At 60.0% G+C, this 22195-nt stretch carries 17 protein-coding genes and 1 pseudogene; 16 read left to right on the top strand and 2 right to left on the bottom strand.

Going from position 1 to position 22195, the window contains the following annotated elements:
* Nucleotides 1-27: 27 nt before the first annotated feature.
* Nucleotides 28-1341 (bottom strand): DUF2130 domain-containing protein, encoded by a 1314-nt coding sequence (locus GA0061098_RS27535; protein ID WP_091964179.1) that lies wholly within the window; start codon nt 1339-1341, stop codon nt 28-30.
* A 462-nt stretch (nt 1342-1803) separates the two neighbouring features.
* Here GA0061098_RS27535 and GA0061098_RS27530 point away from each other — a divergent pair, with 462 nt between their 5' ends.
* The 14 genes and pseudogenes from GA0061098_RS27530 to GA0061098_RS27460 all read left to right on the top strand — a co-directional run bounded on the left by GA0061098_RS27530 (nt 1804) and on the right by GA0061098_RS27460 (nt 16410).
* Nucleotides 1804-2145, top strand: coding sequence for a helix-turn-helix transcriptional regulator (locus tag GA0061098_RS27530; RefSeq protein WP_091963993.1), 342 nt, complete (start codon nt 1804-1806; stop codon nt 2143-2145).
* A complete protein-coding gene (locus tag GA0061098_RS27525; protein ID WP_091964175.1) occupies nt 2135-3478 on the top strand; it encodes a type II toxin-antitoxin system HipA family toxin in 1344 nt (447 codons plus the stop codon). The genes GA0061098_RS27530 and GA0061098_RS27525 overlap by 11 nt, the downstream gene beginning before the upstream one ends.
* Nucleotides 3479-3537: 59 nt before the next feature.
* Nucleotides 3538-3675 (top strand): MarC family protein, encoded by a 138-nt coding sequence (locus GA0061098_RS47495; protein WP_283812003.1) that lies wholly within the window; start codon nt 3538-3540, stop codon nt 3673-3675.
* Between the two features lie 310 nt (nt 3676-3985).
* A complete protein-coding gene (locus GA0061098_RS27515; protein WP_091963990.1) occupies nt 3986-4201 on the top strand; it encodes an Hsp20/alpha crystallin family protein in 216 nt (71 codons plus the stop codon).
* A gap of 172 nt (nt 4202-4373) precedes the next feature.
* Nucleotides 4374-5624 (top strand): Tm-1-like ATP-binding domain-containing protein, encoded by a 1251-nt coding sequence (locus GA0061098_RS27510; RefSeq protein ID WP_245323642.1) that lies wholly within the window; start codon nt 4374-4376, stop codon nt 5622-5624.
* Complete coding sequence (locus tag GA0061098_RS27505) at nt 5617-6480, top strand: phosphoenolpyruvate hydrolase family protein (protein ID WP_091963987.1); 864 nt, start codon at nt 5617-5619, stop codon at nt 6478-6480. Before GA0061098_RS27510 ends, GA0061098_RS27505 begins: the two co-directional genes overlap by 8 nt.
* On the top strand, nt 6473-8248 hold the full coding sequence (locus GA0061098_RS27500) for an FAD-dependent oxidoreductase (RefSeq protein WP_091963984.1): 1776 nt from the start codon (nt 6473-6475) through the stop codon (nt 8246-8248). Before GA0061098_RS27505 ends, GA0061098_RS27500 begins: the two co-directional genes overlap by 8 nt.
* A 919-nt stretch (nt 8249-9167) precedes the next feature.
* Entirely contained in the window at nt 9168-10010 is an 843-nt protein-coding gene (locus GA0061098_RS27490; RefSeq protein WP_091963979.1) for a branched-chain amino acid ABC transporter permease, read from the top strand.
* Nucleotides 10007-11227 (top strand): substrate-binding protein, encoded by a 1221-nt coding sequence (locus GA0061098_RS27485; protein WP_091963977.1) that lies wholly within the window; start codon nt 10007-10009, stop codon nt 11225-11227. The genes GA0061098_RS27490 and GA0061098_RS27485 overlap by 4 nt, the downstream gene beginning before the upstream one ends.
* A 65-nt stretch (nt 11228-11292) precedes the next feature.
* Nucleotides 11293-12303, top strand: a complete 1011-nt coding sequence (locus GA0061098_RS27480) for a branched-chain amino acid ABC transporter permease (protein WP_091963974.1) — start codon at nt 11293-11295, stop codon at nt 12301-12303.
* Entirely contained in the window at nt 12290-13024 is a 735-nt protein-coding gene (locus tag GA0061098_RS27475) for an ABC transporter ATP-binding protein (protein WP_091963972.1), read from the top strand. The genes GA0061098_RS27480 and GA0061098_RS27475 overlap by 14 nt, the downstream gene beginning before the upstream one ends.
* Nucleotides 13017-13712 carry an ABC transporter ATP-binding protein gene (locus tag GA0061098_RS27470; RefSeq protein WP_091963969.1) on the top strand — a complete coding sequence of 232 codons (696 nt, stop codon included), beginning with the start codon at nt 13017-13019 and terminating at the stop codon, nt 13710-13712. Before GA0061098_RS27475 ends, GA0061098_RS27470 begins: the two co-directional genes overlap by 8 nt.
* A 77-nt stretch (nt 13713-13789) precedes the next feature.
* Complete coding sequence (locus tag GA0061098_RS27465) at nt 13790-15046, top strand: amidohydrolase family protein (protein WP_165637641.1); 1257 nt, start codon at nt 13790-13792, stop codon at nt 15044-15046.
* Nucleotides 15047-15196: 150 nt separating this feature from the next.
* A pseudogene (locus GA0061098_RS27460) lies at nt 15197-16410 on the top strand (substrate-binding protein).
* A 52-nt stretch (nt 16411-16462) separates the two neighbouring features.
* Here GA0061098_RS27460 and GA0061098_RS27455 read toward each other — a convergent pair.
* A complete protein-coding gene (locus GA0061098_RS27455) occupies nt 16463-17245 on the bottom strand; it encodes an enoyl-CoA hydratase-related protein (protein WP_091964168.1) in 783 nt (260 codons plus the stop codon).
* A gap of 713 nt (nt 17246-17958) precedes the next feature.
* On the opposite strand from GA0061098_RS27455, the gene GA0061098_RS27450 reads away from it, so the two are divergent.
* The gene (locus GA0061098_RS27450) at nt 17959-19284 is read left to right on the top strand and encodes an MFS transporter (RefSeq protein ID WP_091963963.1); all 1326 of its coding nucleotides are present in this window, start codon (nt 17959-17961) and stop codon (nt 19282-19284) included.
* A 199-nt stretch (nt 19285-19483) separates the two neighbouring features.
* Nucleotides 19484-22120: a CehA/McbA family metallohydrolase gene (locus tag GA0061098_RS27445; RefSeq protein ID WP_245323640.1), complete on the top strand. Its 2637-nt coding sequence runs from the start codon at nt 19484-19486 to the stop codon at nt 22118-22120.
* Nucleotides 22121-22195 lie beyond the last annotated feature (75 nt).

Genomic DNA, 22195 nt, shown 5'->3' with positions numbered 1-22195 from the left:
AGGCGAATGGCGGGGATCGATATGCGCTTATCCTACTTTCCAGTCAGGTTCGCCTGCGGCTTCCAACATTGGGACCTCTAGACTGGGAATCTCCGGCATCGCCTTGCCGGCAATCGCTTGCAGGTCACCAACCATGCCGACGGTCGATTCGATCACGGCCAATATTTGCGTTTCGCGCTTGGCCCACTGCCTTCCCAAGAATCTGCGCTCCTTATCCAAATCCTCGCGCATATCGTTAAACTTCTCGACCACGGCATCCACCCGTTGGCGGAATTTTGTGCCGGTCAGGTATTGGTAGACCTGCTCCATCTTGGTCTGCTGTCCCTGTTGAACCATGCGCGAACTGTTGACGTCGATAAGACCCTGGCGGAGAGCCACTGCAACCGGGAGCGCACATCGCGGATGAGCAACCCAGATGCCGTCGATGAGATCGAAATGCTCTACATGCTTCGGTAGAGCCAGTGAGACGATAAGCGCCACGTCCGCGCCACAGCGGCGTTGATCATCGCGAAGTTTTGCAAGCCAGCCGTCGCTCCAGGCCTTAGTCCGCTTCGACTCCCATAGGATGATGCCGGCGGGCTGACTGATCGAGCCGTTCACCTGCTGCATCACGTCGGCACCGAGCTCACCTTTGCCGACAGGCTCAATCAGATCTGTGGGAAACCTTCCCCGGAGCAACTCCTCCAGCTCAAGTTCGAGAACCTCACCTTGCGACTGTTGCGAACCTTGCTCGGCCTTGCGCTTCAACTCTTCGATCGTGCGGGCCATGGATTCGATTGTTTGGTCCTTTTCCGCAACGCGCAAGCGCGCGACTTCGTCGGCATCCAGCCTTGCCTTAGTCTGGATTTCCCCGATGGATGCGTGCACGCGTTTTTCTATGGTTAAGTCGAGCTCCCGCTTTTCCTCTTCGAGCGCTCGTTGCTGTCGCATCAACTCGGCTTGTTGCTTCTGGGCCTCGGCCAGCTTGAGGTTGTTGTTGGCCAAGCTGGCCCTTAGCTCTGCAGCCTCCGCTTCCTTCGCTTGTAGCTCAGCGGCAGCCGCCTCGCGCGCCTTCCTTCCCTCGCTAGCGGCAAGTTGCGCCCTCTCTATCGCCAATCGTTGTGCGACCCGGTCTTCAAGCTGCTCGCGTTCCCTCGTAAGTTGCTCGCGTTCCAGCCGCAGCGCCTCGACTTTTCGAGCCAACGCGGCGTCCTTGCTCGCCAGCTGTTCCTGAAAGCGCTGACGCGTTTCCGCGAGCAGCGGAGCAGCCAATGATTCCGTCAGGTGGATCTCGTGATTGCAGTTGGGGCATTGCAGGGTCGGTTCAGTTGAAGCGCCGGGTGCGATTGCTTTAAAGTTCATGAACTTCCCCATTCCGACCGGTCCGGATTGTAAATCAATCCAAGTGCGATTGGGCCGTCTGCGGCGGCGATGTCTACATGCTGTTCGCCGGTCGCCGCCCTTTTCCACGCAATCCGCACTTTTGAACCGGGCAGAAGTCGCCCGCTCTTTGGCAAAGAACTGGCTTTGCCGTATTGAGCGAGGTTGAAAGGGCAGTCCTCGATGTTCCTGTTATGTACTCGCGAGGCCGCCGTCAATTGGTTTCCCATCTGATGCATGTCGGGATCGGATCAGCGGGCCCATGTTGAGACGCAAGGTGCACACGGTTAATTCTCAGCCTGGGAAATCTTGGCGTGTTAAGGCGCCAATATGTGGCTTTGCGGTAGCTTAAGGCGCCAAGTAGTTGACATCGCAGGGTGGGGGTGGTATATTTCTCGGTGCCATAAGGCGCCAATAAGCCTTTTAAGGGAGCCTTAAGACGCCATGCCTCCTCGCAGTCAGTTTATCAGCGCACCACCCTCTGCCGTTCAGGAAGCGATCAAGCGCTTGGGCAACAACCTCCGGACCGCGCGCCTGCGCCGCAACCTGAGCCATACAGAGCTGGCAACTAAGCTGGGCGTAGATCGGCACGTCATCGCCGATGCTGAGAACGGGAAATTGAGCACCAGTGCCGGCGTGTATCTCGGAATGCTGTGGGCAATGAATCTTCTCCCGTCTCTTGCCGACGTTGCCAACCCGAAGAACGATGAGGAGGGGCTCGCTCTAAGCGGCCTCGATGAGCGCGAGCGTGCGCGACAGGGGGGGGGACCAAGCAATGCCTTCTGAGGAATGTTTCGTCTATATCACGCTGCCAGGCCAGACAGAACGGGTTACGGCCGGGCGGTATCAGCTCGACACGACACGCCAAGGTGCCGCCGTTGGACAATTCGTCTATGGCCGCAGCTACCTCGAGCGAAAGGATCGCGTCGAGTTCGATCCGGTCGAGCTCAAGATTCAAGTTCCGCCATTCCGGACAACGAAGCTGCGGGGCAATTTTGGCGCGTTGCGCGACAGCTCTCCGGACGCCTGGGGACGCAAGCTGATCGAAACTCGTCTGGGCAATCCGTCGCCGAGCGAAATTCAATATCTGCTCAATTCACCCGACGATCGCGCCGGCGCCTTGGGCTTTGGTCTCAACGTGCAACCGCCGGCACCTGTTCGTACGTTCAACAAGACGCTGGACTTGGCGCGTTTAATCGAAGTAGCCGACCAGATCGTTGCCGCCGAGAAGGATCCAGCAGCAGCAGCACCAGCAGGTGCTGACGCTGAACAGGCAGAGGCGTTGATGCGCGCGGGCACTTCGATGGGGGGCGCGCGGCCGAAGGCTACTGTCGAGGACGAGGGTGCGCTTTGGCTCGCGAAATTCCCCCACCGCGACGATCGATGGAATAACCCTCGGGTCGAGCACGCCATGCTGACCCTTGCTCGCGGGTGCGGGATCTCGTGCGCAGAGAGCCAGATGACCACGATCGGCGATAAAGATGTCGTCCTGATTAAACGGTTCGATCGGAATAAGGCGGAGAAGGGTTACCACCGCAGCAGGATGGTGAGCGCCTTGACGCTGCTCGATGCCGATGACACGCCTGATACTGTCGATAAGCGTCAAAAATGGTCATATCTCCTGCTGGCTGACGAAATTCGGCGAGCCGCATCCGGAAGTCAGTCGAAAGATCTGCCAGAGCTGTTTCGGCGGGTGTGCTTTAACGCTCTCATCTCCAATACCGACGATCATCCACGTAACCATGCCATCTTGGCAAAGGACCAAGCGTGGTCTCTGTCACCGGCATACGACCTCACCCCGAACCCGATGATTGCCTTGGAGCGCCGGGACCTGGCGATGGCGTTTGGCAACTGGGGGCGTTACGCCAACCGGCTCAATTTGCTCTCGCAGAGCGAACGTTTCCTCTTATCAAAAGAAGAGGCAACGGCCATCGTCGACGGCATGAAAGCGACCATTGGGGAGTCCTGGTATAGGGTCTGCCGACAGGTTGGCGTCAGCGAGCGTGACTGCGAATTGATCCGTAGCGCGTTCGTTTACGAAGGCTTCGGTTACGATTTGGCGGATCCGACGATCGCAACCGACGACGCCGAAGAGCTGCCAACGACCCGTCCGCGTTAAAGCGAACGGGAAATCTGCCGAAGCGCGATGATCGCGCGCTCATCAGGCGGCCGCCATGGATGCCAATCGAGCGCTTCTTGGGCAGGACCGGCATTAATGTCATGACCCGCGTCAGGGCCCTCATCGTCGCGGCGATCGGCGTGAATTTCATCACGACGGGCATCAGGAGCGAATTGCCAGGATTGGCAGGCCAATAAGATGGGTGTTCCCATTTGGCCCGAGCCCTCGCTGACATTTTCAGAATTTAGCCAGTACGAGAAGCAAGCGGTCCTGCTTGCCGCCCGTGAGGCGCAATGGATTATTACGATAGCTCAATAACTTACACCCGCGCCGGCTGACGAGCCACTGACTAGCACTCACCTCTTGAAAGTGCCAGTGATCGTCCCAAATCAAAGCCTCGAGGGGCGACCATGATCCTTCCTCGCCCCGTCAACAAAATAGGGGTTGCAAACATGATCATGGGATTTGCTGATCCGTTAAACACACTGCTCGACCTACAACGCTCCCTTGAATCGACTTTGGCCAGCGACTGGCTGCAAGATCTCACCACCACTTGCGGGTTTCCCACCGATCAACGTTTTCCAGCAGGGCGACGACATCCTGGCGATTATCGAATTGCCGGGTGTTAGCAGAAGCGACCTGCAGATCCAGGCCAAGGAGAACTCGATCCGCATCTTCGGAAAGAAGGCGGTCGGCTATCCCGATGAGACGAGCCTGCCCTGACAGTCTCAGAATCTAATTGTTTGGGATTTCGAGTTCTCCGCGAAGCGGCTGCTGCTCCTATGGCTGCTTGGCACCTACCCAACTTTACCCAGTCGCGCTCGTATCCGGGCTTATGGGCCATTTTACTTCGATCTAGACCTCCAAACGTCCAGAAACGTCTAGGAGGAAGATCGTGTCTCACCATTGCGCGGGCGACCAGAGGTCGGTCGGGGATGGTCACGCCTCCGATCTTGCGGGCAAGGTCGCGATTATCGCAACCTTGGACACAAAGGGCCGCGAAAGCGCTTATCTCGCGCGCGTCATCGAACAGTGGGGCCGCAAGACTCTTACGATTGATGTAGGCACATCAAACTGGAGGTACAGAAGCGAGGCGGATCGCAGCGATGAACGGGTGGCTGCACCCGCTGAGCTCTTACGGGAAATAGCCGCAAGCGCGCGTGAAGAAGTCAAGGAGCTCCTGCGATCAGGTGCGATCGACGCCGCCGTCGGCGTGGCGGGCGGCAAAGGTAGCGCAGTCTTCGGTGAAGTTGTATCGGATTTGCCGTATGGATTCCCAAAGCTGCTGGTGAGCAGCGCGAGGCCAGCCCTCCTGGCCGAACTCGCCCTCCACCATGACATCATCCTCTATCCGACCCTGGTCGATCTGTTCGGAATCAACGCGTTCACCGAACGCGTTCTGGACAATGCAGGGCGCGCCATTGCGGCGATGCGCTATGTGCCTGCTCGAGAGCGGCGGAAGAGAAAGACTGTTGCGATCACGGCCTTTGGGGTCACGACGCCGGCGGCAAATCGCTGTGTAGCGCGGCTGGCAGAGGCAGGCGTCGACGCGATTGTCTTTCCGGCCAATGGCGCTGGGGGCCGCAAGATGGAGCAGCTCGTGTCCGCCGGTGAGTTCGATGCGGTGATCGATTTGACCACAACCGAGCTCGCGGACGAGCTGGTCGGCGGCACGGCCAGTGCAGGTCCGGATCGGCTCAAAGCAGCTTCTCACCGCATGATTCCTCAGCTTATCGCGCCGGGAGCTGTCGACATGGTGAACTTTGGCCCTCCCTCGAGCGTGCCTGCCGAGTTCAAGGGGCGCCAATTCTATTCGCATACCCCCTTCACGACGCTCATGCGCACGACCGCCTCGGAGAACGAGCGCATAGGCACGCTCACAGCAGAGCGCCTCTCGCAAGCAAAGGCGCCCGCTCTCGTGTTGTGGCCGGCCAAGGGGGTGTCTGACTATGACCGGGACGGTGGAATCTTTCGAAATCCTGAAGCCGATAGAGCCTGGTTCGACGCTGTCAGGCAAAACCTACCGCCCTCGATCATCGCCCGCGAGCTGGATTGTCACATCAACGATCCGGAATTTGCGGACGCGGCCGCATCGTGGATCGTTGAACGACTGACACCAGGAGGGTCATCCCGTGCGGATGTTTGATCGGCCCGAAATACTCGCAAAGATCACAGCTCAAGTTGCGGCGGGAAAGGCAGTGCTTGCCGCGGCGAGCAGTTGCGGGCTCGTCGCAAAATGCGCAGCTCTGGGCGGGGCTGACATGCTCGTGGTCTACAGTACTGGGTTATCGCGGTTGATGGGGCTGCCGACGAGCCGGATCGGCGATTCCAATGCGCGGACGCTTGAGCTGGCGGCGGAGATCCGCAATGTCGTCTCCTCCGTTCCTGTTATAGGCGGTGTCGAGGCCTGGGATCCCCTCCGGCTCGACCTCGATGATCTTCTGGACAAGTTCTGGGCTGCCGGCTTCTCCGGCGTGATCAACTACCCGACCATTTCAACGATGGGTGAGAAATGGCGTGAGCGTCGAGGCCGCGTCGGGCTCGGCTTTGAGCGTGAACTTGAGATGATCGCGGTGGCCCGTAAGAAGAACATCTTCTCGCTCGCGTATGTGGCAAGCCCGCACGACGCCAAAGCGATGGCAACCGCTGGAGCCGACTGCATCGTCCCACATGTCGGCGCAACGCGCGGCGGGCTTGTGGGGCATGAGGAGGGACAGTCGATTGAAGAGGCCATCAGGCGCATCAACGACATCAATGCTGCAGCTCAAGCGGTCCGCCCGGACGTCACGCTTCTCTGCCATGGCGGGGCAATCGCTGAGCCCCAGGATACCTCGGAAGTCTACCGATCGACCGGATGTGTCGGCTTCGTTGGCGCCTCCTCCATCGAACGGATCCCGATCGAGCGGGCGGTGAAGGCTGCAGCCGAAGAATTCAAGGCCGTTCCCCTCCCGCGAGAGCGTCAGCATTCACTGCAGAATCTGCACCGAGGCACGAATGAATAGCCCAATCACCGAATTGAAACCCAATGCCGCTTCCTTCTCCAAAGCGAGCAAGCCAACGGACGATTTGGAGACGGACCTGCTCGTGATCGGAAGCGGCGCGGCTGGACTGTCCGCAGCGCTCTATGCGGCAAAGGCCGGACTTCGCGTGACGGTGTGCGAGAAGTCTGACCGGCTCGGTGGCACGACCGCCCTGTCGAACGGCATGATCTGGGTTCCATGCTCAATGCAGGCCCGAGCCGCAAAAATCGATGACTCGATTGCGAATGCGAAGATCTATCTGCAACACGAACTTGGCAACTACTATCGCCCCGAGTTCGTGGACGCTTATCTTGAAGACGGCCCAACGGCGCTCGCCAGCTTGGAGAATGGGAGTGAAGTGAAGTTCACACTGGCCTCCGCTCCGGATTATCATTCCGGCCAAATCGGCGGGGTCGACAAGGGGCGGGCGCTGAGCCCAGCACCTTACGACGGACGGCTTCTCGGCAAGGATTTCGACCTGATAGGTGATCCGATTCGCGTCGTGCTCGGCGGCATGATGATTTCGTCCGGCGAGGTCAGAAGCTTCCTCAACCCCTTCCAGTCGGCTGCCTCGCTCAAACACGTCCTGCGCCGGGTCAGCCGCTACGCAGGCGACCGGCTGCGCTACAGGAGGGGCACTGAACTCAGTGGCGGGAATGCGCTGATTGCGCGGTTATTGGTAAGCCTTCGTAGATATGGCGTTGAAATCCGGCCACGCTGCCCGGCGGTAGATCTGACGAGGGAGGGAGGGAGAGTTACTGGCGCACTCCTCAAGCGGGATGGCACGGATCTCCGCGTCCGCGCCTCGCATGGAGTGATCCTGGCAACCGGTGGCTTTGCGCGGAACGGAAAATTGCGAGCCCAGCTCAGCGGAGCCCACCAGCACAATGATACGCTCGCCCACAGCGATGTCACCGGCGATGGTATTGCGCTCGCAGGCAAGCTCGGAGCTGCGATCGATAATGACGTGGCATCGAGCGGCTTCTGGACGCCCGTCTCGATACTCAGGAACGGCCGCTCCTCGCAAGTGGTCCCGTACGGCTGGCTCGATCGTGGCCGTCCAGGCGTCATCGCCGTGGGGCCAAATGCCAAGCGCTTCGTCAATGAATCCAATTCGTATCATGATATCTGCCTTGCCATGTTCAACAACGGTTATCCGGCGGACAAGCGATTCTATTTCATTTGCGACAAGGAATTCGTCCGCCTCAGGGGCATGGGACACCTGCTCCCCTGGCCATGGACATTGAGTATCAAGAAGTATGCCCGGTTGGGCTACATCGAGATTGGTCGGACTATTGCGGAGCTTGCAGCGGAATTGGGGCTCGACCCCAACGAGCTCCAAAAGACCGTTGAAGAACACAATGCCCACGCAGCTGAAGGACGCGATCCGCTCTTCAACCGGGGTGAATCGGCTTTCAACCGCACGCTGGGAGATCCGGCGGTCGGAAAGAAAAACCCGAACCTTGGGGCTATCAAGAGCGGCCCATTCATCGCGCTCCCAATTGTCCCGGCAACCCTTGGGACGGCGACCGGCCTCTCAACAGATGCAGAAGGACAGGTCTTGAACGGAAATGGCGCGCCGATCGCTGGACTTTATGCCTGCGGCAATGACATGACCTCGCCAATGCGTGGAATCTATCCTGGGGCAGGCATTACGATCGGGCCGGCGATTGTGTTCGCCTACCGCGCGATCGACAGCATCGTGCGGTCGGCGCGACAGGGGCAGCCCGCGGCGGCATCCGGAGTGTAAGCCGAGTGGTCTCTCCTGTTCGCCCCGCGACGACGGACCAGCGGCAAAGCAAGGGTGCGCATGGCCAACCAGCACCGCTATAAACACGTTATGAGCCCTGCCGGGCTTCATGCAACTATGACCTCATGATCTGGAGGGGCACGATGCGCCGCTCACGCCGCGTCAAGATCGTCGCAACCGTCGGCCCACATCAAAGCTCACCGGGCGGCAGTTGCGAGCCCCCGGTGATGCTGAACTGGTCGGTGAAGGAGTTCGCCGACCGAAGCGGGTTGTCATGCGCCGTCATCAGGCGGCTAGAAGAGTATAATGACACGCCTCCGGCGTCCGACAAGTTGCTTCAGACCTTGTAAAACACGTTTGCGGGGCGAGTTGAATCTACATTTCCACTGGTTGGCAAGGCAGGTGTTCGGCCGCAATGAGCTTTTCAGTACTGAACAAACAGCCTGCGGCATAGTCAAGTGGTGCGTCATTTCACTTGATTTCTTCGTTCGACATCGTTCGCCGCGGAACGCGTTTGCGCCCCCTGCGACTCGGTTAGGACATGCGGGTAGCTCTCCTATCGTTTTGGTTGAATTGAAGTTGGCCTGGCGAGAACGTTCGCGGCCCGCCGGCGGCTCTCTTTACGCGGGCGCAATGTCGGTTGCCCGGCGAACATTACCCAACATTACTCACATCTCCCCACGTTTCTCTAGGCAATCTCGCGCAGCATGTTGTGAATGAAGCGCCGACAGGCGGGCCGCCCAAGAAGCCCACCATCGCCTGCAACTCACATTGCCGGGATGACCTTCTAGGAGCGCTCTCGTGCCAGCAGCCCTTCGCTTTCCAACGAGTAGCTCACCCCTTCAAACGATCGGGGTGAAGTAGATGTGCTCGCAATCTCAAGAAATGTGAGGCAGCGGTGGATACGCTACTGATCGCCATGTTCGAAATCTTGAGCTTCGGCGCCATCGTTGTGCTGGTCGTGCTCGGCCTCGGGATCATTGCCAGCATGATGGGCATCTTCAACTTCGCCCAGGGCGAGTTCGTCCTGCTCGGCGCCTACGTCACTTATCTCGTGCACAGCGTCGGTTTGCCGGTCCCGCTCGGCATGCTTGCCGCGCCGGTCGCGGTGGGCGCGCTTGGTTTCGTGCTGGAAAAACTCGTGGTGCGACGGTTCTACCTCGCTCCAATCGTCGCCATGCTTGGCACCTATGCGCTCGGGCTGATCATTCGGGAAGCCGTGCGCGGTCTGACGGGCGGACTCTATGTCTCGGTCCCGGAGCCAATCAGTGGCTCTATCACGATCGGTAGTCTGCATTTCGCCACCTGGCGCGGCGTCATCGTCATCATCACTTTGCTGGTGATCGCCGCGAGCCATGCACTGCTCGCCTACACCTCGTTCGGGCTGCGAGTCCGCGCCTCGCTGGAGAACCCACAGCTAGCGCGTGCCTCGGGCATCTCCACGGGCATGATCTACAGCCTCACCTTTGCGTTTGGTGCGGCGCTCGCGGGCCTCGCCGGCGCGCTGATCGTGCCGGTCTTTTCACTGTTCGCCGATCTCGGCATCCGCTTTCTTATCCAGGGTTTTGTTGCCGTGATGGTCGGCGGCGTCGGGTCCTTCGCGGGCCCGGTCGCTGGCGCCAGCGTCATCGGCACGTTCAGTGCCTGGCTGCCTTGGCTGATGTCACCGGTCATCGCCGACGTTCTGGTGTTCGTGCTCGCCATCATTTTTATCAAGTTCCGGCCGCAAGGCCTAGTTTCGGGAAGAGGGGTCAACCGATGATCAACGCCAGCCGTCAACTGAGCCGCCGCCGCTTTCTCGGCAATTTTGCCCTCGCGTCCGCCGCCATCGCGGCGGGCCCGGGCAGCTGGGTGATCCGCCCCGACTGGGCAAATGCTGCGGAAGGCCCGATCAGGCTTGGCATTGCGACCGATCTTACGGGGTCACTCGGCTTTGCCGGCAACACCGACGCCAATGTCGCTCGCATGCTGGTCAAGGAGATCAACGACTCCGGCGGCCTGTTGGGACGGCCGATCGAACTCCTGATTGAGGATACGGCCTCAGACGAATCCGTCGCCGTGGGAAATGTGCGAAAGCTGATCCAGCGAGACAAGGTCGACTTGGTGCTCGGCGGTATCTCGAGCTCGATGCGCAATGCAATCAAGGACGTCATTATCTCGCGCGGCAAGACCCTCTATATCTATCCGGAAGGTTACGAAGGTAAAGAGTGCACGCCCTATCTGTTCTGCACGGGGCCGGTACCGGCTCAGAATTGCGACCAGTTCATTCCCTGGTTGATCAAAAATGGTGGCAAACGCTTCGCGCTGCCTGGCTCCAATTATGTTTGGCCGCAAACGATCAACGCCTATGCGCGCAAGGTGATCGAGAGCAGCGGTGGCGAAGTCGTCTTTGAAGAATACTACCCGCTTGATCAGATCGACTTTTCCTCTACGGTTAACCGCATCATATCCAACAAAGTAGACGTGGTTTTCAACGCCATTGTCCCGCCCGGCGTTAGCCCGTTCTTCAAACAGCTCTACCAAGCCGGATTCTCCAAAAACGGCGGGCGGCTGGGCTGCGTCTATTACGACGAAAACTTTCTAGAAATGAACCAGGCTCACGAGATTGAAGGGCTTGCGAGCAGCCTCGACTACTACAAGGTGCTCGCGGCGGAGGATCCAGTGAGCGCCAGGATTCACTCGGCTTACGACAAACAATTCCCTGCCAAGTTCCGGTTCTCGGCAGGCAGCGCCGCGACCGGCACCTATCGAGGACTGAAGCTGTGGGAGGCTGCGGTGAAGGAAGCCGGTACAATTGACCGCGACGCGGTAGCCGCCGCCCTCGACCACGCGAAGATTGCGAAAGGGCCGGGCGGGCCCGCCGAGATGGCGCCCGGCAAGCGCCACTGCAGGATGAACATGTACATTGGAGTGGCGAAGGGCGGCCAATACGAGATTGTCGCGCGTAGCGGCGGCCTGGTCGATCCGAAGGAGTGCTGATGTCATCGACCGGCACTGGCATACAGCCCCCGCCACGCGTGATTGAAGCTGCTCGTTCGCCCCTCATGGCATCTGCCTTCGCAGGGCGAACGAAGGTGCTTCCGATTCTCGAACTAGCATTGCTGATTGCCGCTTCGATCGCACCTCTCGTCCTGCGGGATTACATCACTGTCTATGCGACACGAGTGCTCATTCTGTGCCTCTTCGCGTTGTCGTTCGACTTGGTCTGGGGCTATGCGGGTATCTTGAGCTTGGGTCAGTCGCTGTTCTTCGGCATGGCCGGCTACGGTGTGGCGCTGCTTTCACGCGATTTCGGGGTTGGATCGATCTTTGCCGTTCTTCCGGCCGGAACCCTGATAGGCTTTGTGGCGGCATTGTTGCTGGCAGGCTTCCTGCTGCTCGGCCGTCACCCCTCCAGTGTGGTCTTCGTCTCGCTTGGTACTATGACCGGAGCTTACGCAGCTGACCGCCTGGCGAGAGGTTCACACTATCTTGGCGGTCAGAACGGTATCCCTTCGATCCAACCGATGACAATCGGCTCGCACGAACTGAGCGAGGGACCGGGTTTCTACTACCTGGTGCTCGCCATTCTTGTTTTGATCTACCTCTTGTCGCGCTTTCTGTTGCGATCCCAGTTCGGACTGGCACTGGCGGGATTGCGAGAGAACGAACAGCGCATCGCCTTCCTCGGGTACAAAGTGCAACATTTGAAGGCGATCATATTCGCAATCAGCGGCGCGATTGCAGGTACTGCCGGCAGCCTTTATGCGTTTCACGAGGGCTTCGTCTGGACGAACATGCTGGGCGTGGTCATGTCGACCCAGGTCGTGCTCTACGTCCTGTTCGGCGGCTCCGGGACATTGATCGGTGCGGTCATCGGCACCGCGATTGTCGAGGGACTCAGCTTCTGGCTCTCCGACAACTATCGCGATATCTGGCCGATTATTCTCGGCGTTCTGCTGTTGCTCGTCATTCTGTTCAGGCCCCTCGGCTTGATCAGCCTCGTGCTGGGCGAGCGGGAACGTGTAGGTCATTTCGGCCCAAGCCTCAAGGAGAAGCGCAATGCCGCTCCTTGAAGCCGCCGGCATCTCCAAGGTCTTTGGCAAGCTCACGGCGCTGGACGGAGCGGCGCTCACGGTCGGCGAGAGAGAGTTTCATGGCCTCATCGGGCCGAACGGCTCGGGCAAGAGCACGCTGATGAAGTGTCTTGCAGGTGCGCTCGTGCCGACCCGAGGCAAGGTGACGTTCATCAATACTGACGTCACCTCGTTGACGCCGTCAGAGCGTGCGCGAGCCGGCATGAGCCTGAAATTCCAGATCACCGCCGTGCTACCGACCCTCACGCTTTACGACAACATCCTGCTCGCCCTGCAGGCCCGGTCCTCACTGCTGGAGCTGGCGTTCTCGCGCACTCGAGGACGACTGCACGAGGAGGTCATGACGATGCTCCTCCAGTTCCGGCTCGCCGATCGCGCCTTTGATGCTGCGGCGACCCTATCTCACGGGCAGCAGCAATGGTTGGAGATCGCGATGGCGCTCGCATGCCGACCGCGCCTGCTGCTGTTGGACGAGCCCACCGGCGGCATGAGCCTGGAGGAGCGCCGCGTCACCGGCGAATTGCTGCAGCCGGTCAAACAGCATTGCTCGATCGTCATCGTGGAGCACGACCTGGATTTCATCCGCGACATCTGCGACCGCCTGACCGTGCTCGATCAGGGCAAGGTGCTGGCGTCAGGAACGGTTGCTGAGATCCAGGCTAACAGAAGCGTCCAGGAGATTTATCTGCGCCGTGCCTGAATTCCTCAATATCAAGCATCTCGATGCCGGCTATGGACGCAGCCAAGTCTTGTTCGGCGTCAATATGACCATCCCGCCGCGTGGCGGGGTGGCCGTCCTCGGCCGCAACGGCGCCGGAAAGAGCACGCTCATGAAAACGATTGTCGGCGAACTGCCGGCATGGAAGGGCGGACTGCAGTTCAATGGCCAAGACGTCGATGGTCGGCGGACCGAAGTGCGGGTGCGGGCCGGCATTGGATATGTGCCGCAAGAGCATTCAGTGTTCGCGCGCCTCTCCGTGCGTGACAATCTCGCCGTCGGATCGCTTTTGCACCCCGATGGATCGGCAGTGGACCGGGTGATGAAGATGTTTCCGAAACTCGGCCAGCGCCTCGATCAGCCGGCCGGAACGCTCTCCGGTGGCGAGCGCAAGATGCTCGCAATCGCCCGCGCGATCCTCGGAAACCCTAAACTCCTGCTGCTGGATGAGCCGACCGAGGGTGTCTGGATCGGCGTCATCGAGGAGATCACCGAGCGCCTGGTCGAGCTGGCGAGAGAGATCGCCATCATCATCGTCGAGCAACATCTCGACCTCGCAATGCGTGTCGCGGAGCAGGCATATGTGCTCGATCGCGGCCGGGTCGCGCTTTCGGGCCCGTCGCAACAGCTGCGCAACGACCCGCGGCTTTTGACGTATCTAGCGCCGTAGAGGCGTTCGCCGGCGGCGATCTCCTGGTCGAAGGTGGAGCATTCGAGTTCCTTGAGATGGCTGAGCAGAGAGGGTCCATGTCCGAAACCATCAGCGATTTTGTGAATGCGTGCCAAGTCGTCGATGTCCATGAACATCACATGCCCGAGGTCGCACACTCCCGGGACGTAAATCTGTTGAAACTGTTCCAACAGAGCTATGCGGCTTGGACGAGCCACGTGCTGCCATCCGAGCCCAAGGCAACGACCGAAATGGTATCTATCCCTCCCGAGCCGACCACCTGGGAGGCCCTTGCTCCGTTCCTCGAGAGGAGCGGATCGAACGCATTCGTCCGTAACCTCGTCCGCGGAGTCGCAGAGCTTTACGGCGTCGCCGACACTGGAATCACGCGCGACAACTGGGAGGCGGTAGACGCGTCAGTGCGCTTGCGCCACAAGGAGGCGACATGGTCAAGTGAAGTGATTGGGCGGGCCGCCATCGGAAGGATCGTAACGGACCCGTTTCTCGATCCGTTGATGGATCCGCGGCCGGTCCTTGGACAAAGTTACGATGCGGTCCTGCGGATTAACGCATTCGCCCTCGGCTGGCACCCAGAATCTCGCGATCATAATGGAAATTGCGGGCATACGTTGCTGCGTCGCCTCGGCCTCGAGGTGAAAACCTTCGATGATTATTGCGATGCAATCCGCGAGCTCGTAGCCGGCTGCGCCCGGCGCAATCACGTTGCGCTCAAAAACGCACTTGCCTATGACCGGGATCTAAGCTTTGACGAACCGAACGAGGAACTGGCTCGTCAGGCTTGGGGACAAAGGTCTCCATCCCCTGCGGCGCGCAAGGCGTTCTGCGACTTTGTGGTCGACTTGTTTTGCCAACTCGCAGGGGAGGCCGACCTGCCAGTCCAAACTCATCTCGGAACGGCAATCATAAGCGGCTCCCACCCGCTACGTATGACCGGGTTGATTGAGCGTCATCCTCGGACCCGCTTTCTGTTGATGCATTTGGCCTATCCCTGGAGTCGGGACTTGTTGGGAATAGCCTTTGTGTATCGAAATGTCTGGCTTGATTTGTGCTGGTCCTTTCTGTTGAGCCCGTCACATTTCAAGCTCGCCCTGCACGAAGCCATTGAAGTCTTGCCAGATGAATCGCGAATGATGATTGGAGGAGATTGTCTTCACGTTGAGGAGACGTTTGCCGCGATACAGGGCGGGCGTCGGCTCATCGGCGAGGTTCTGAACGAAAAAGTCGCGAACGGTTACTTTCGGTCGCGAGACGCAGAGCGCTTGGCGATCAGAATCCTTGGCAAGAACGCGAAGGAGTTTTTCAGACTGACCTGAATGCTGCCTTCGTTACGCGATTTTACCCAAACAAGAGCTGAAGAGGCTGATTAAAACCCCAAATGAGGGATAGCTTTCAGGCTGTTGCGACCCCTTGGAAAGAACAGGGCACGTGGATTTAAGGCCATGAGCTAAGGGGAGGTCAGTTCGATGTTGAATGATCACCGACAACTCAGCCGCCGCCGCTTTCTCCGCGCCTTTGCCTCTGCGCCCATTGCGTCCGGCCCGGGCAGCTGGGTGATCCGTCCTGACTGGGCCAACGCCGTTGAAGGCCCGATCAGGATAGGCAGTGCCACCGACCTTACGGGGGCACTCGGCTTTGCCGGAAATACCGACGCCAATGTCGCTCGCATGGTGGTCAACGAGATCAAGAGACTGGTGGTTTGCTGGGGCGCCCCATCGAGCTCCTGATCAGGACACCGCGTCCAACGAGTCCGTCGCTGTTGGCAATGTCCGCAAGCTGATTCAGCGAGACAAAGCCGACCTGGTGCTCGGCGGCACTGCGAGCTCGATGCGCAACGCCATCAAGGACATCATCATCTCTCTTGGCAAGACGCTCTACATCTATCCGCAGGCCTACGAAGGCAGGGAGTGCACGCCCTATCTGTTCTGCACCGGCCCGGCACCGGCGCAGAATTGTGACCGGTTCATCCCCTGGTTGATCAAGAACGGTGGGAGACGCTTCGCGCTGCCGGGCTCCAAACTACGTCTGGCCACAAACAATCAACGCCTATGCGCGCAAGGTGATCGAGAGCAGCGGCGAAGAGGTGGTGTTCGAGGAGTACTACCCCCTCGACCAGATCGATTTTTCCTCGACCGTGAGCCGCATCACGTCCAACAAAGTAGACGTGGTCTTCAACAGCGTCATCCCCCCGGGCGTCGGCTCCTTCTTCAAACAGCTTTATGAAGCGGGCTTTTCCAGGAATGGGGGACGGCTGGGCTGCGTCTACTATGACGAGAACACGCTCGAAATGAATCAGGCTCACGAGATCGAGGGCCTCGCCAGCAGCCTCGACTATTACAAGGCACTGGCGGTCGAAGATCCGGTGAGCGCCAAAATTCAGTCGGCCTACGAAAAGCAGTTTCCTGGCAAGTTCCGGTTCTCAGCAGGCAGCGCCGCGACCGGCACTTATCGAGGACTGAAGCTGTGGGAAGCCGCAGTAAAGGAAGCCGGTACAATTGACCGCGAGGCCATCGCCGCCGCGCGCGACCACGCAAAGCCTGCGGAAGGGGCTGGCGGGCCGGCGGAGATGGTGCCGAGCAAGCGCCACTGCAGGATGAACATGTACGTTAGTGTGGCAAGGGCCGGCCAATACGAGGTCGTCGCCCGTAGCGCCGGCCTGGTCGAGCCGAAGGAGTGTTGAATGCCCCATCTTACGCGGGCCAGCTTACGGCGCATGCGAGCAGATCGCGTAGCTAGTTCCCGCGATAGTTCGGCGGCCTCTTCTCAAAGAAGGCGCTCATGCCTTCCTGCTGGTCAGCTGTGCTGAACGCAAACCGGATAGCTTGGCGCTCAAACTCGAGCCCGGCGTCCAGCGTGGTCTGAAACGCGGCGAGAACGGCCGCTTTGGCAAGTTCAGCCGAACGGGGAGGCTTTTGCGCAATGAGATCGGCTATTTCGAGCGCACGAATCTGCGCCCTGCCGCTTTCGACAACTTCCGCCACAAGGCCGGCCTGCATCGCAATCCGCGCCGTGATGGATTGGCCGCTCAGGATCATCAGCATGGCCAGCGATTTGCCAGCCACGCGTGTCAGCCTTTGCGTTGCGCCGTCGCCCGGCAATATCCCGATGTTAATCTCAGGCTGCCCAAATACCGCCCCTTCGCCTGCTATCACGATATCGGCGAGCAGTGCCAATTCGTGGCCGCCGCCGAAGCAAATGCCCTCAACTGCGGCAATGAGAGGCTTGGGGAAATTGGCGACATCCCGCCAGGCAGAACGTCGCGCGGAATTGTCGATTGCCTCAAAGCCGCGCTCTCGCATCTCCTTGATGTCGGCTCCGGCAGAGAAGAACGCATCGCTGCCACAAAGCACGACACAGCGGACATCTTTGTCGATTGCGGCATCGCGCAAGGTGGCGCCTAGATCCGCAATCATGTCGTTGCTCAAGGCGTTTCGTTTCGATTTCCTATTCAGCGTCAAAAGGCGCACGTGGCGCGCGACAGATGTCGACACGATGAGATCGGACGTCTTGGTCATGGGGCGGTTCTCCTGAAGGAATACGAAAAACCAGCCCTTAAGCTGAAATCGATTTCTTAGCAACAACGCATCTGAGGCCTGTTTTTAGCTGGCTCAGATCCCGCGGCGCTGGCGCCACTCGCTCAATGCGGGGCTGACGGTGACCGGTGAGCGGGTCTTACCCTTGAAAAACCACTTGACTCCACAGTTCCGAATTCCTATTGCTTCTGAAATCGATTTCATAAAAACAATGTAAAAATGCCCGATCCTGCGGGAAACCGGAAGCATGCGGCCGGCGAGAGTGGGTCGCATTTAAGGGATCTCATAGACGGTGCGATGGTCTTGTGACGCCGCGCTGTCCAACAAGAATATCAGCTTCTTCAGAAGCGCGCTTAGAGCAACAGGAGGAAGGCTAGCCATGGGAATGGCACGCAATCTCGCGCGCGCTTTATGCGAGCCGCCGCGCAAGTCGGAAGCTACGATGGAGGCGTCCTGCGCGATGACGGTCGTGCAATGGCCGCTCGTGAGGCAAGACCCGCAAATACGTGAAGCCACGCGGGGCTTTCCGCCGGCATCCCGGGCACCTTTTGTGCCTGCGCTTCCGGCGTCCGGCCTGCTCAAGGCCGCCGCTCTCGTAGACCCCGCCGGGGTGGGCGCAGTTGAGCCGACGAGCGGCTGCTCTTTCTCGCGCGACCCGCAACATCATCAACGTCATTAATGGAGCCCGAGGACCCATGAATATCATTGCTCAGCCCAGCGCTGTACCCATCCAGCTTGACAAGCAAACTGCCGACAAGCGGATGACCGCCGGCCTTGGAGGAGGGGTGGCGCTGGAGTGGTACGACTGGAATGTCTACGGCGTAATGGCAGCGTTTCTCTCGCCGCACTTCTTCCCTTCCGATGATCCCACCACCTCGCTGCTGGCGGGACTGGCCGTGTACGGGGCGGGTTTTTGCGCTCGGCCGCTGGGCGCGGCTTTGCTGGGGCCGGTCGCAGATCGCATCAGCCACAAGCGCGTGATGCTGATCTCAGTCACAGCCATGGCGGTTTGCTCGCTTTTGATATCCTTGTTGCCCACCTACAAGGACCTCGGCGTCACGGCGGCCGTAGCGCTGCTGATCATGCGTCTGATTCAGGGGCTTGCCACAGGCGCTGAGGCTGGTGTCGCCAACGCCATTGCAATTGAATTGGCGCCACCTGGAAAGGAGGGACACTATCTCAGTCTGATCGGTGGCACATTCATCCAGTTGGGAAGCCTTGGATCCAGCCTGGTTGCCTTCCTGGTGAGCGCCTCGGTCGCACCTGAAGCCATGCGCGAGTGGGCCTGGCGCATACCCTTTGCGGTCGGTGGCGTGCTGGGCCTTTTGATCATCTATCTGCGCACGACGGTGCCGGAAACCTTGATCAATCGAGCCATGCATCGGCAAGATGAGTCCTCGCGCATTCAGGAAACGACTGGCGGGGTGTGGAAAACGCTATGGAGCGTCCGCCTTTCGCTGCTTGCCGTCATCCTGGTGATCGGGTCGGTTCAGATCGCCAACTATGCCTGGAACACCGGTCTGCCCAACATGGCCAACACGGTTTTCAAGGAGAACAGCACGTATGTGTACGGGATCATGACGCTGATGGTCCTGATCTGGATGTCAACGGCCCCTCTTGTCGGGGCTTTCGCGGACAAGGTGCGACCCTCGCGCGCGTTCACGCTGCTGCGCCTTTTGCTTATCCCATGCTTCTTCCTGACGCTGCTCTATTCGGAAAAAGGCATCGTCACGTTCTTCTTTGTCACGGTGTTCGGCGGCGCGATCGTGGGCTTTAACATGGCCCTTTATAACTTCATCGCCACCACGCTGATGCCGCGCGCCGTGCGGACCACCGGAGTGGCTCTCGGCTATGCGCTCGGCGTCTCTCTGTTTGGCGGGACGTCACCCTATCTGCTGGTCTGGTTGCAACGCGAGCACATCGCCTGGATGTTTCCCGTCTACGGATCGTTGATCGCGCTCCTGAGCGTGCTGGTCTACCAGATCGCCAAGAAGCGCGGCCGCCTCTACATCGGTGAATGAACACGCTCTGGCCCTGCGCTTCGCCGCGCCCGCGACGGACGCAAAGCGTCCACGTCAGGTGCAAAACATAGGGACGCGCGTGTATCTCCCCATGCTGGGCATGAGCATGGAGTCGGCGCAAGCGTCCTTGCGCGTGCAGTCATTCACAACACAAAGACTGGTTGCGCGGCACTGACTTGCTGAAACTGGAGTCCGAAGCATGAAAACACCTTCATCGCCGCACTTCACGCCCGTGGACTTGAAGCGATATTTCAACGCCAGGCGCGCAAATGCCGGTGAAGGGTTCGCCGCCCGCCCGGGTGACACCGGCTGGATCGATTCGCTTCGCGGGCTCCAGACCCATCGCGGCATGCCCTTTCTCTTTGGCAGCGAAACAGGGCCGGATGTGCTGAAGCTGCGCCCCGGTGCCCCTCCTGCCGTAATTGCGTTGCCGCGGGCAATGGCGAGCTATCTGTTGTTCGTGCAAGTGGCGGCAGACCGCCCCAGTGCAAGCCCCGATGGTTTCGGAGAGATCGGCCCGGCTACGCTACCTGTTGAAGGTAATCCACTCGGCGAGCGGGTGGCGACATACGGGCTCCGCTATGCTGATGGCAGCGAGACCGACCTGCCGGTGCTGCGCCGCTTCGCGATCCAGCAGAACCACATCTCCTGGAGTGCGAGTGCGTTCGCCGCCCTGCCGCTACGCGCGCCCATCGTGCATGCAAGCACCGGCGAGGACTTTGTACTCGGCAGAGCGCCGGGCGCGAGCTTCTTCCAGGGCGAGGCCCGCACCCAATCGGGACGCATGGATCGACAGGGTGAGAACCTGTGGCTTTACGCGCTCTCGAATCCCTATCCGGACAAGGAGCTTTCGGCGCTAAGCTTGCGCGCGGAACAGGAAATCTCGCTTGTCTTTGCGGTGACCACGACAACGCTCACCCAGCACCCGCTGCGCCTCCAGGGCCGTCGCAAGCTGAAGGTGAGGCTGCCGCCCGGGGTTCATCTCAATAAGCTTGGCGAGCTCGATGTCGACGATCGAGGCGAGCAGATCGGCATGGACCTCGGCACGGTCATTTCGGCCCGCGCAGTGCTCGAGTACTCCAGAGCGGATTGGCTGGGCGCCAAAGTTGATGTGCAGCCCGTGCGCTCCGCCAACGAAGTCATCGTCGAGTATTCCGCGCATCCGGACGCAAGGCTCTATCTGCGCTCCGACGATGGCCGCTTGCACATGTTCGATCTTCGATCGTTGGAAGGTTGCGGTAACGCAGGCGGCGCCTCGCTCACCGTGGCGACAGTCGAACCGGCCACAAGGCCGGTCAAGATCCGCATCGTGGAGAAGGGCAGCGGCGTACGTGTTGCCGCGCGCCTGCATGTCCATGGTGAGCACGGAGAGTATCTGCCACCCAAGGGACATCACCGCAAGGTCAATACTGGCAGGTTCGAGGACTTCTCCGGCGAATTTGCCAATGGGCAGAACCAATACGCCTACGTGGACGGCAGTTGCGAGGCGGACCTGCCGCTCGGGCCCGTGTTCGTAGAGATCTGCAGGGGTTTTGAGGTGCGCCCGCTGCGTACAATCGTCGAAATCACTGCAACGACGGACCATCTCACCTTTGAGCTCGATCGTGTACTGCGCTGGCGCGAACAGGGGTGGGTTAGCTCTGATACGCACGTCCATTTCCTGAGCCCGCAGACAGCGCTGCTTGAGGGCAAGGCGGAGGGTGTCAACGTCGTCAACTTGCTCGCCGCACAGTGGGGCGAGCTATTCACCAACGTTGCCGACTTCGACGGACGCACGACGATCGGGGCAAAGGATTTCGGCGGGGACGGAGAATTCCTGGTTCGGGTCGGCACGGAGAACCGGATGCAGGTTCTGGGGCACATATCGCTGCTCGGCTACGAAGGTGGGATGATCAATCCGCTCTCTTGCGGCGGATCCAACGAAGCTGCGATCGGTCATGTTCTGGAAGCGACCATGGCCGACTGGGCGGAGCGCTGCCGTCAGCAAGGGGGGCTGGTCGTAATGCCGCACGCGCCGAACCCGCAGGCGGAGCGGGCGGCCGACATTGTGCTCGGCCTTGTCGACGCCATCGAAATGATGTCGTTCAACCCGCGGACCGCGCAGATCAGCGCATTTGGTCTCGCCGACTGGTATCGCTACCTCAACATCGGGTACCATCTGCCGCTGGTAGCCGGCTCCGACAAGATGGACGCGGCCGCACTCCTTGGGGGCTCGCGGACCTATGTGCGGCTGGGCGAACGCGATTTCACGTATCGCAACTGGATGGATGCCGTACGCAGCGGGGACACGTTCATCACGGTCGGGCCTCTGGTTGAGATGACCGTTGAAGGACGTCGCCCTGGAGGCACGGTGGTCCTTCCCCGTTCAGGCGGCACCCTCACGATCGACTGGCGGATCGAATCGGTCAGCGTTCCGCCGACGCGGGCGGAGCTCATATGTAACGGCACGGTCCTTGAGGAGGTTCGATGCGGGGGCTTGTCGTGCAAGGGGCAGCTCTCCGTGCCCATTAGCGAGTCATGTTGGATCGCGCTGCGCGTTCGAGGCAGTGTCGCCGGACGCGAGGCCGACATTGCGGCGCACACCAGCGCGGTATATGTCAAAGTAGGCGGAATGCCCATCTTTGCCACGGCGGATGCAGTGTCGGTCCTTGCTCAAATCGAGGGATCGATCGCCTATATGGACACGCTCGCTCCCAAGTCCGACGAAGCGCGACACTCGCGGCTGCGAGCTGCCCTGGAGCTTGCGCATCATCGCCTGCATCATAGACTGCACGAACTGGGCGCCAGCCACCACCATGCGCCCGTTCACTCCGTTCACGTTGAACGCGAGCATTGAGTAGCCTCTTGTGTCATTGACGATCGCGCAGGCGGCGCATCGCACGCTCAGCCGCCTCTACTTACGGGCGATTAA

Source organism: Bradyrhizobium shewense, from assembly GCF_900094605.1.
GTDB classification, from domain to species: domain Bacteria; phylum Pseudomonadota; class Alphaproteobacteria; order Rhizobiales; family Xanthobacteraceae; genus Bradyrhizobium; species Bradyrhizobium shewense.
Note: the sequence above shows the minus strand (reverse complement) of the source record. Positions and strands in the feature narration are given on the sequence as shown.

Excerpts from the sequence above, each read along its gene's own strand:
- GA0061098_RS27535 (WP_091964179.1), bottom strand. The coding sequence starts at position 1,341 with ATGAACTTTAAAGCAATCGCACCCGGCGCTTCAACTGAACCGACCCTG.
- GA0061098_RS27530 (WP_091963993.1), top strand. The coding sequence starts at position 1,804 with ATGCCTCCTCGCAGTCAGTTTATCAGCGCACCACCCTCTGCCGTTCAG.
- GA0061098_RS27525 (WP_091964175.1), top strand. The coding sequence starts at position 2,135 with ATGCCTTCTGAGGAATGTTTCGTCTATATCACGCTGCCAGGCCAGACA.
- GA0061098_RS47495 (WP_283812003.1), top strand. The coding sequence starts at position 3,538 with ATGCCAATCGAGCGCTTCTTGGGCAGGACCGGCATTAATGTCATGACC.
- GA0061098_RS27505 (WP_091963987.1), top strand. The coding sequence starts at position 5,617 with ATGTTTGATCGGCCCGAAATACTCGCAAAGATCACAGCTCAAGTTGCG.
- GA0061098_RS27500 (WP_091963984.1), top strand. The coding sequence starts at position 6,473 with ATGAATAGCCCAATCACCGAATTGAAACCCAATGCCGCTTCCTTCTCC.
- GA0061098_RS27490 (WP_091963979.1), top strand. The coding sequence starts at position 9,168 with ATGTTCGAAATCTTGAGCTTCGGCGCCATCGTTGTGCTGGTCGTGCTC.
- GA0061098_RS27485 (WP_091963977.1), top strand. The coding sequence starts at position 10,007 with ATGATCAACGCCAGCCGTCAACTGAGCCGCCGCCGCTTTCTCGGCAAT.
- GA0061098_RS27480 (WP_091963974.1), top strand. The coding sequence starts at position 11,293 with ATGGCATCTGCCTTCGCAGGGCGAACGAAGGTGCTTCCGATTCTCGAA.
- GA0061098_RS27475 (WP_091963972.1), top strand. The coding sequence starts at position 12,290 with ATGCCGCTCCTTGAAGCCGCCGGCATCTCCAAGGTCTTTGGCAAGCTC.
- GA0061098_RS27465 (WP_165637641.1), top strand. The coding sequence starts at position 13,790 with ATGTCCGAAACCATCAGCGATTTTGTGAATGCGTGCCAAGTCGTCGAT.
- GA0061098_RS27455 (WP_091964168.1), bottom strand. The coding sequence starts at position 17,245 with ATGACCAAGACGTCCGATCTCATCGTGTCGACATCTGTCGCGCGCCAC.
- GA0061098_RS27450 (WP_091963963.1), top strand. The coding sequence starts at position 17,959 with ATGAATATCATTGCTCAGCCCAGCGCTGTACCCATCCAGCTTGACAAG.
- GA0061098_RS27445 (WP_245323640.1), top strand. The coding sequence starts at position 19,484 with ATGAAAACACCTTCATCGCCGCACTTCACGCCCGTGGACTTGAAGCGA.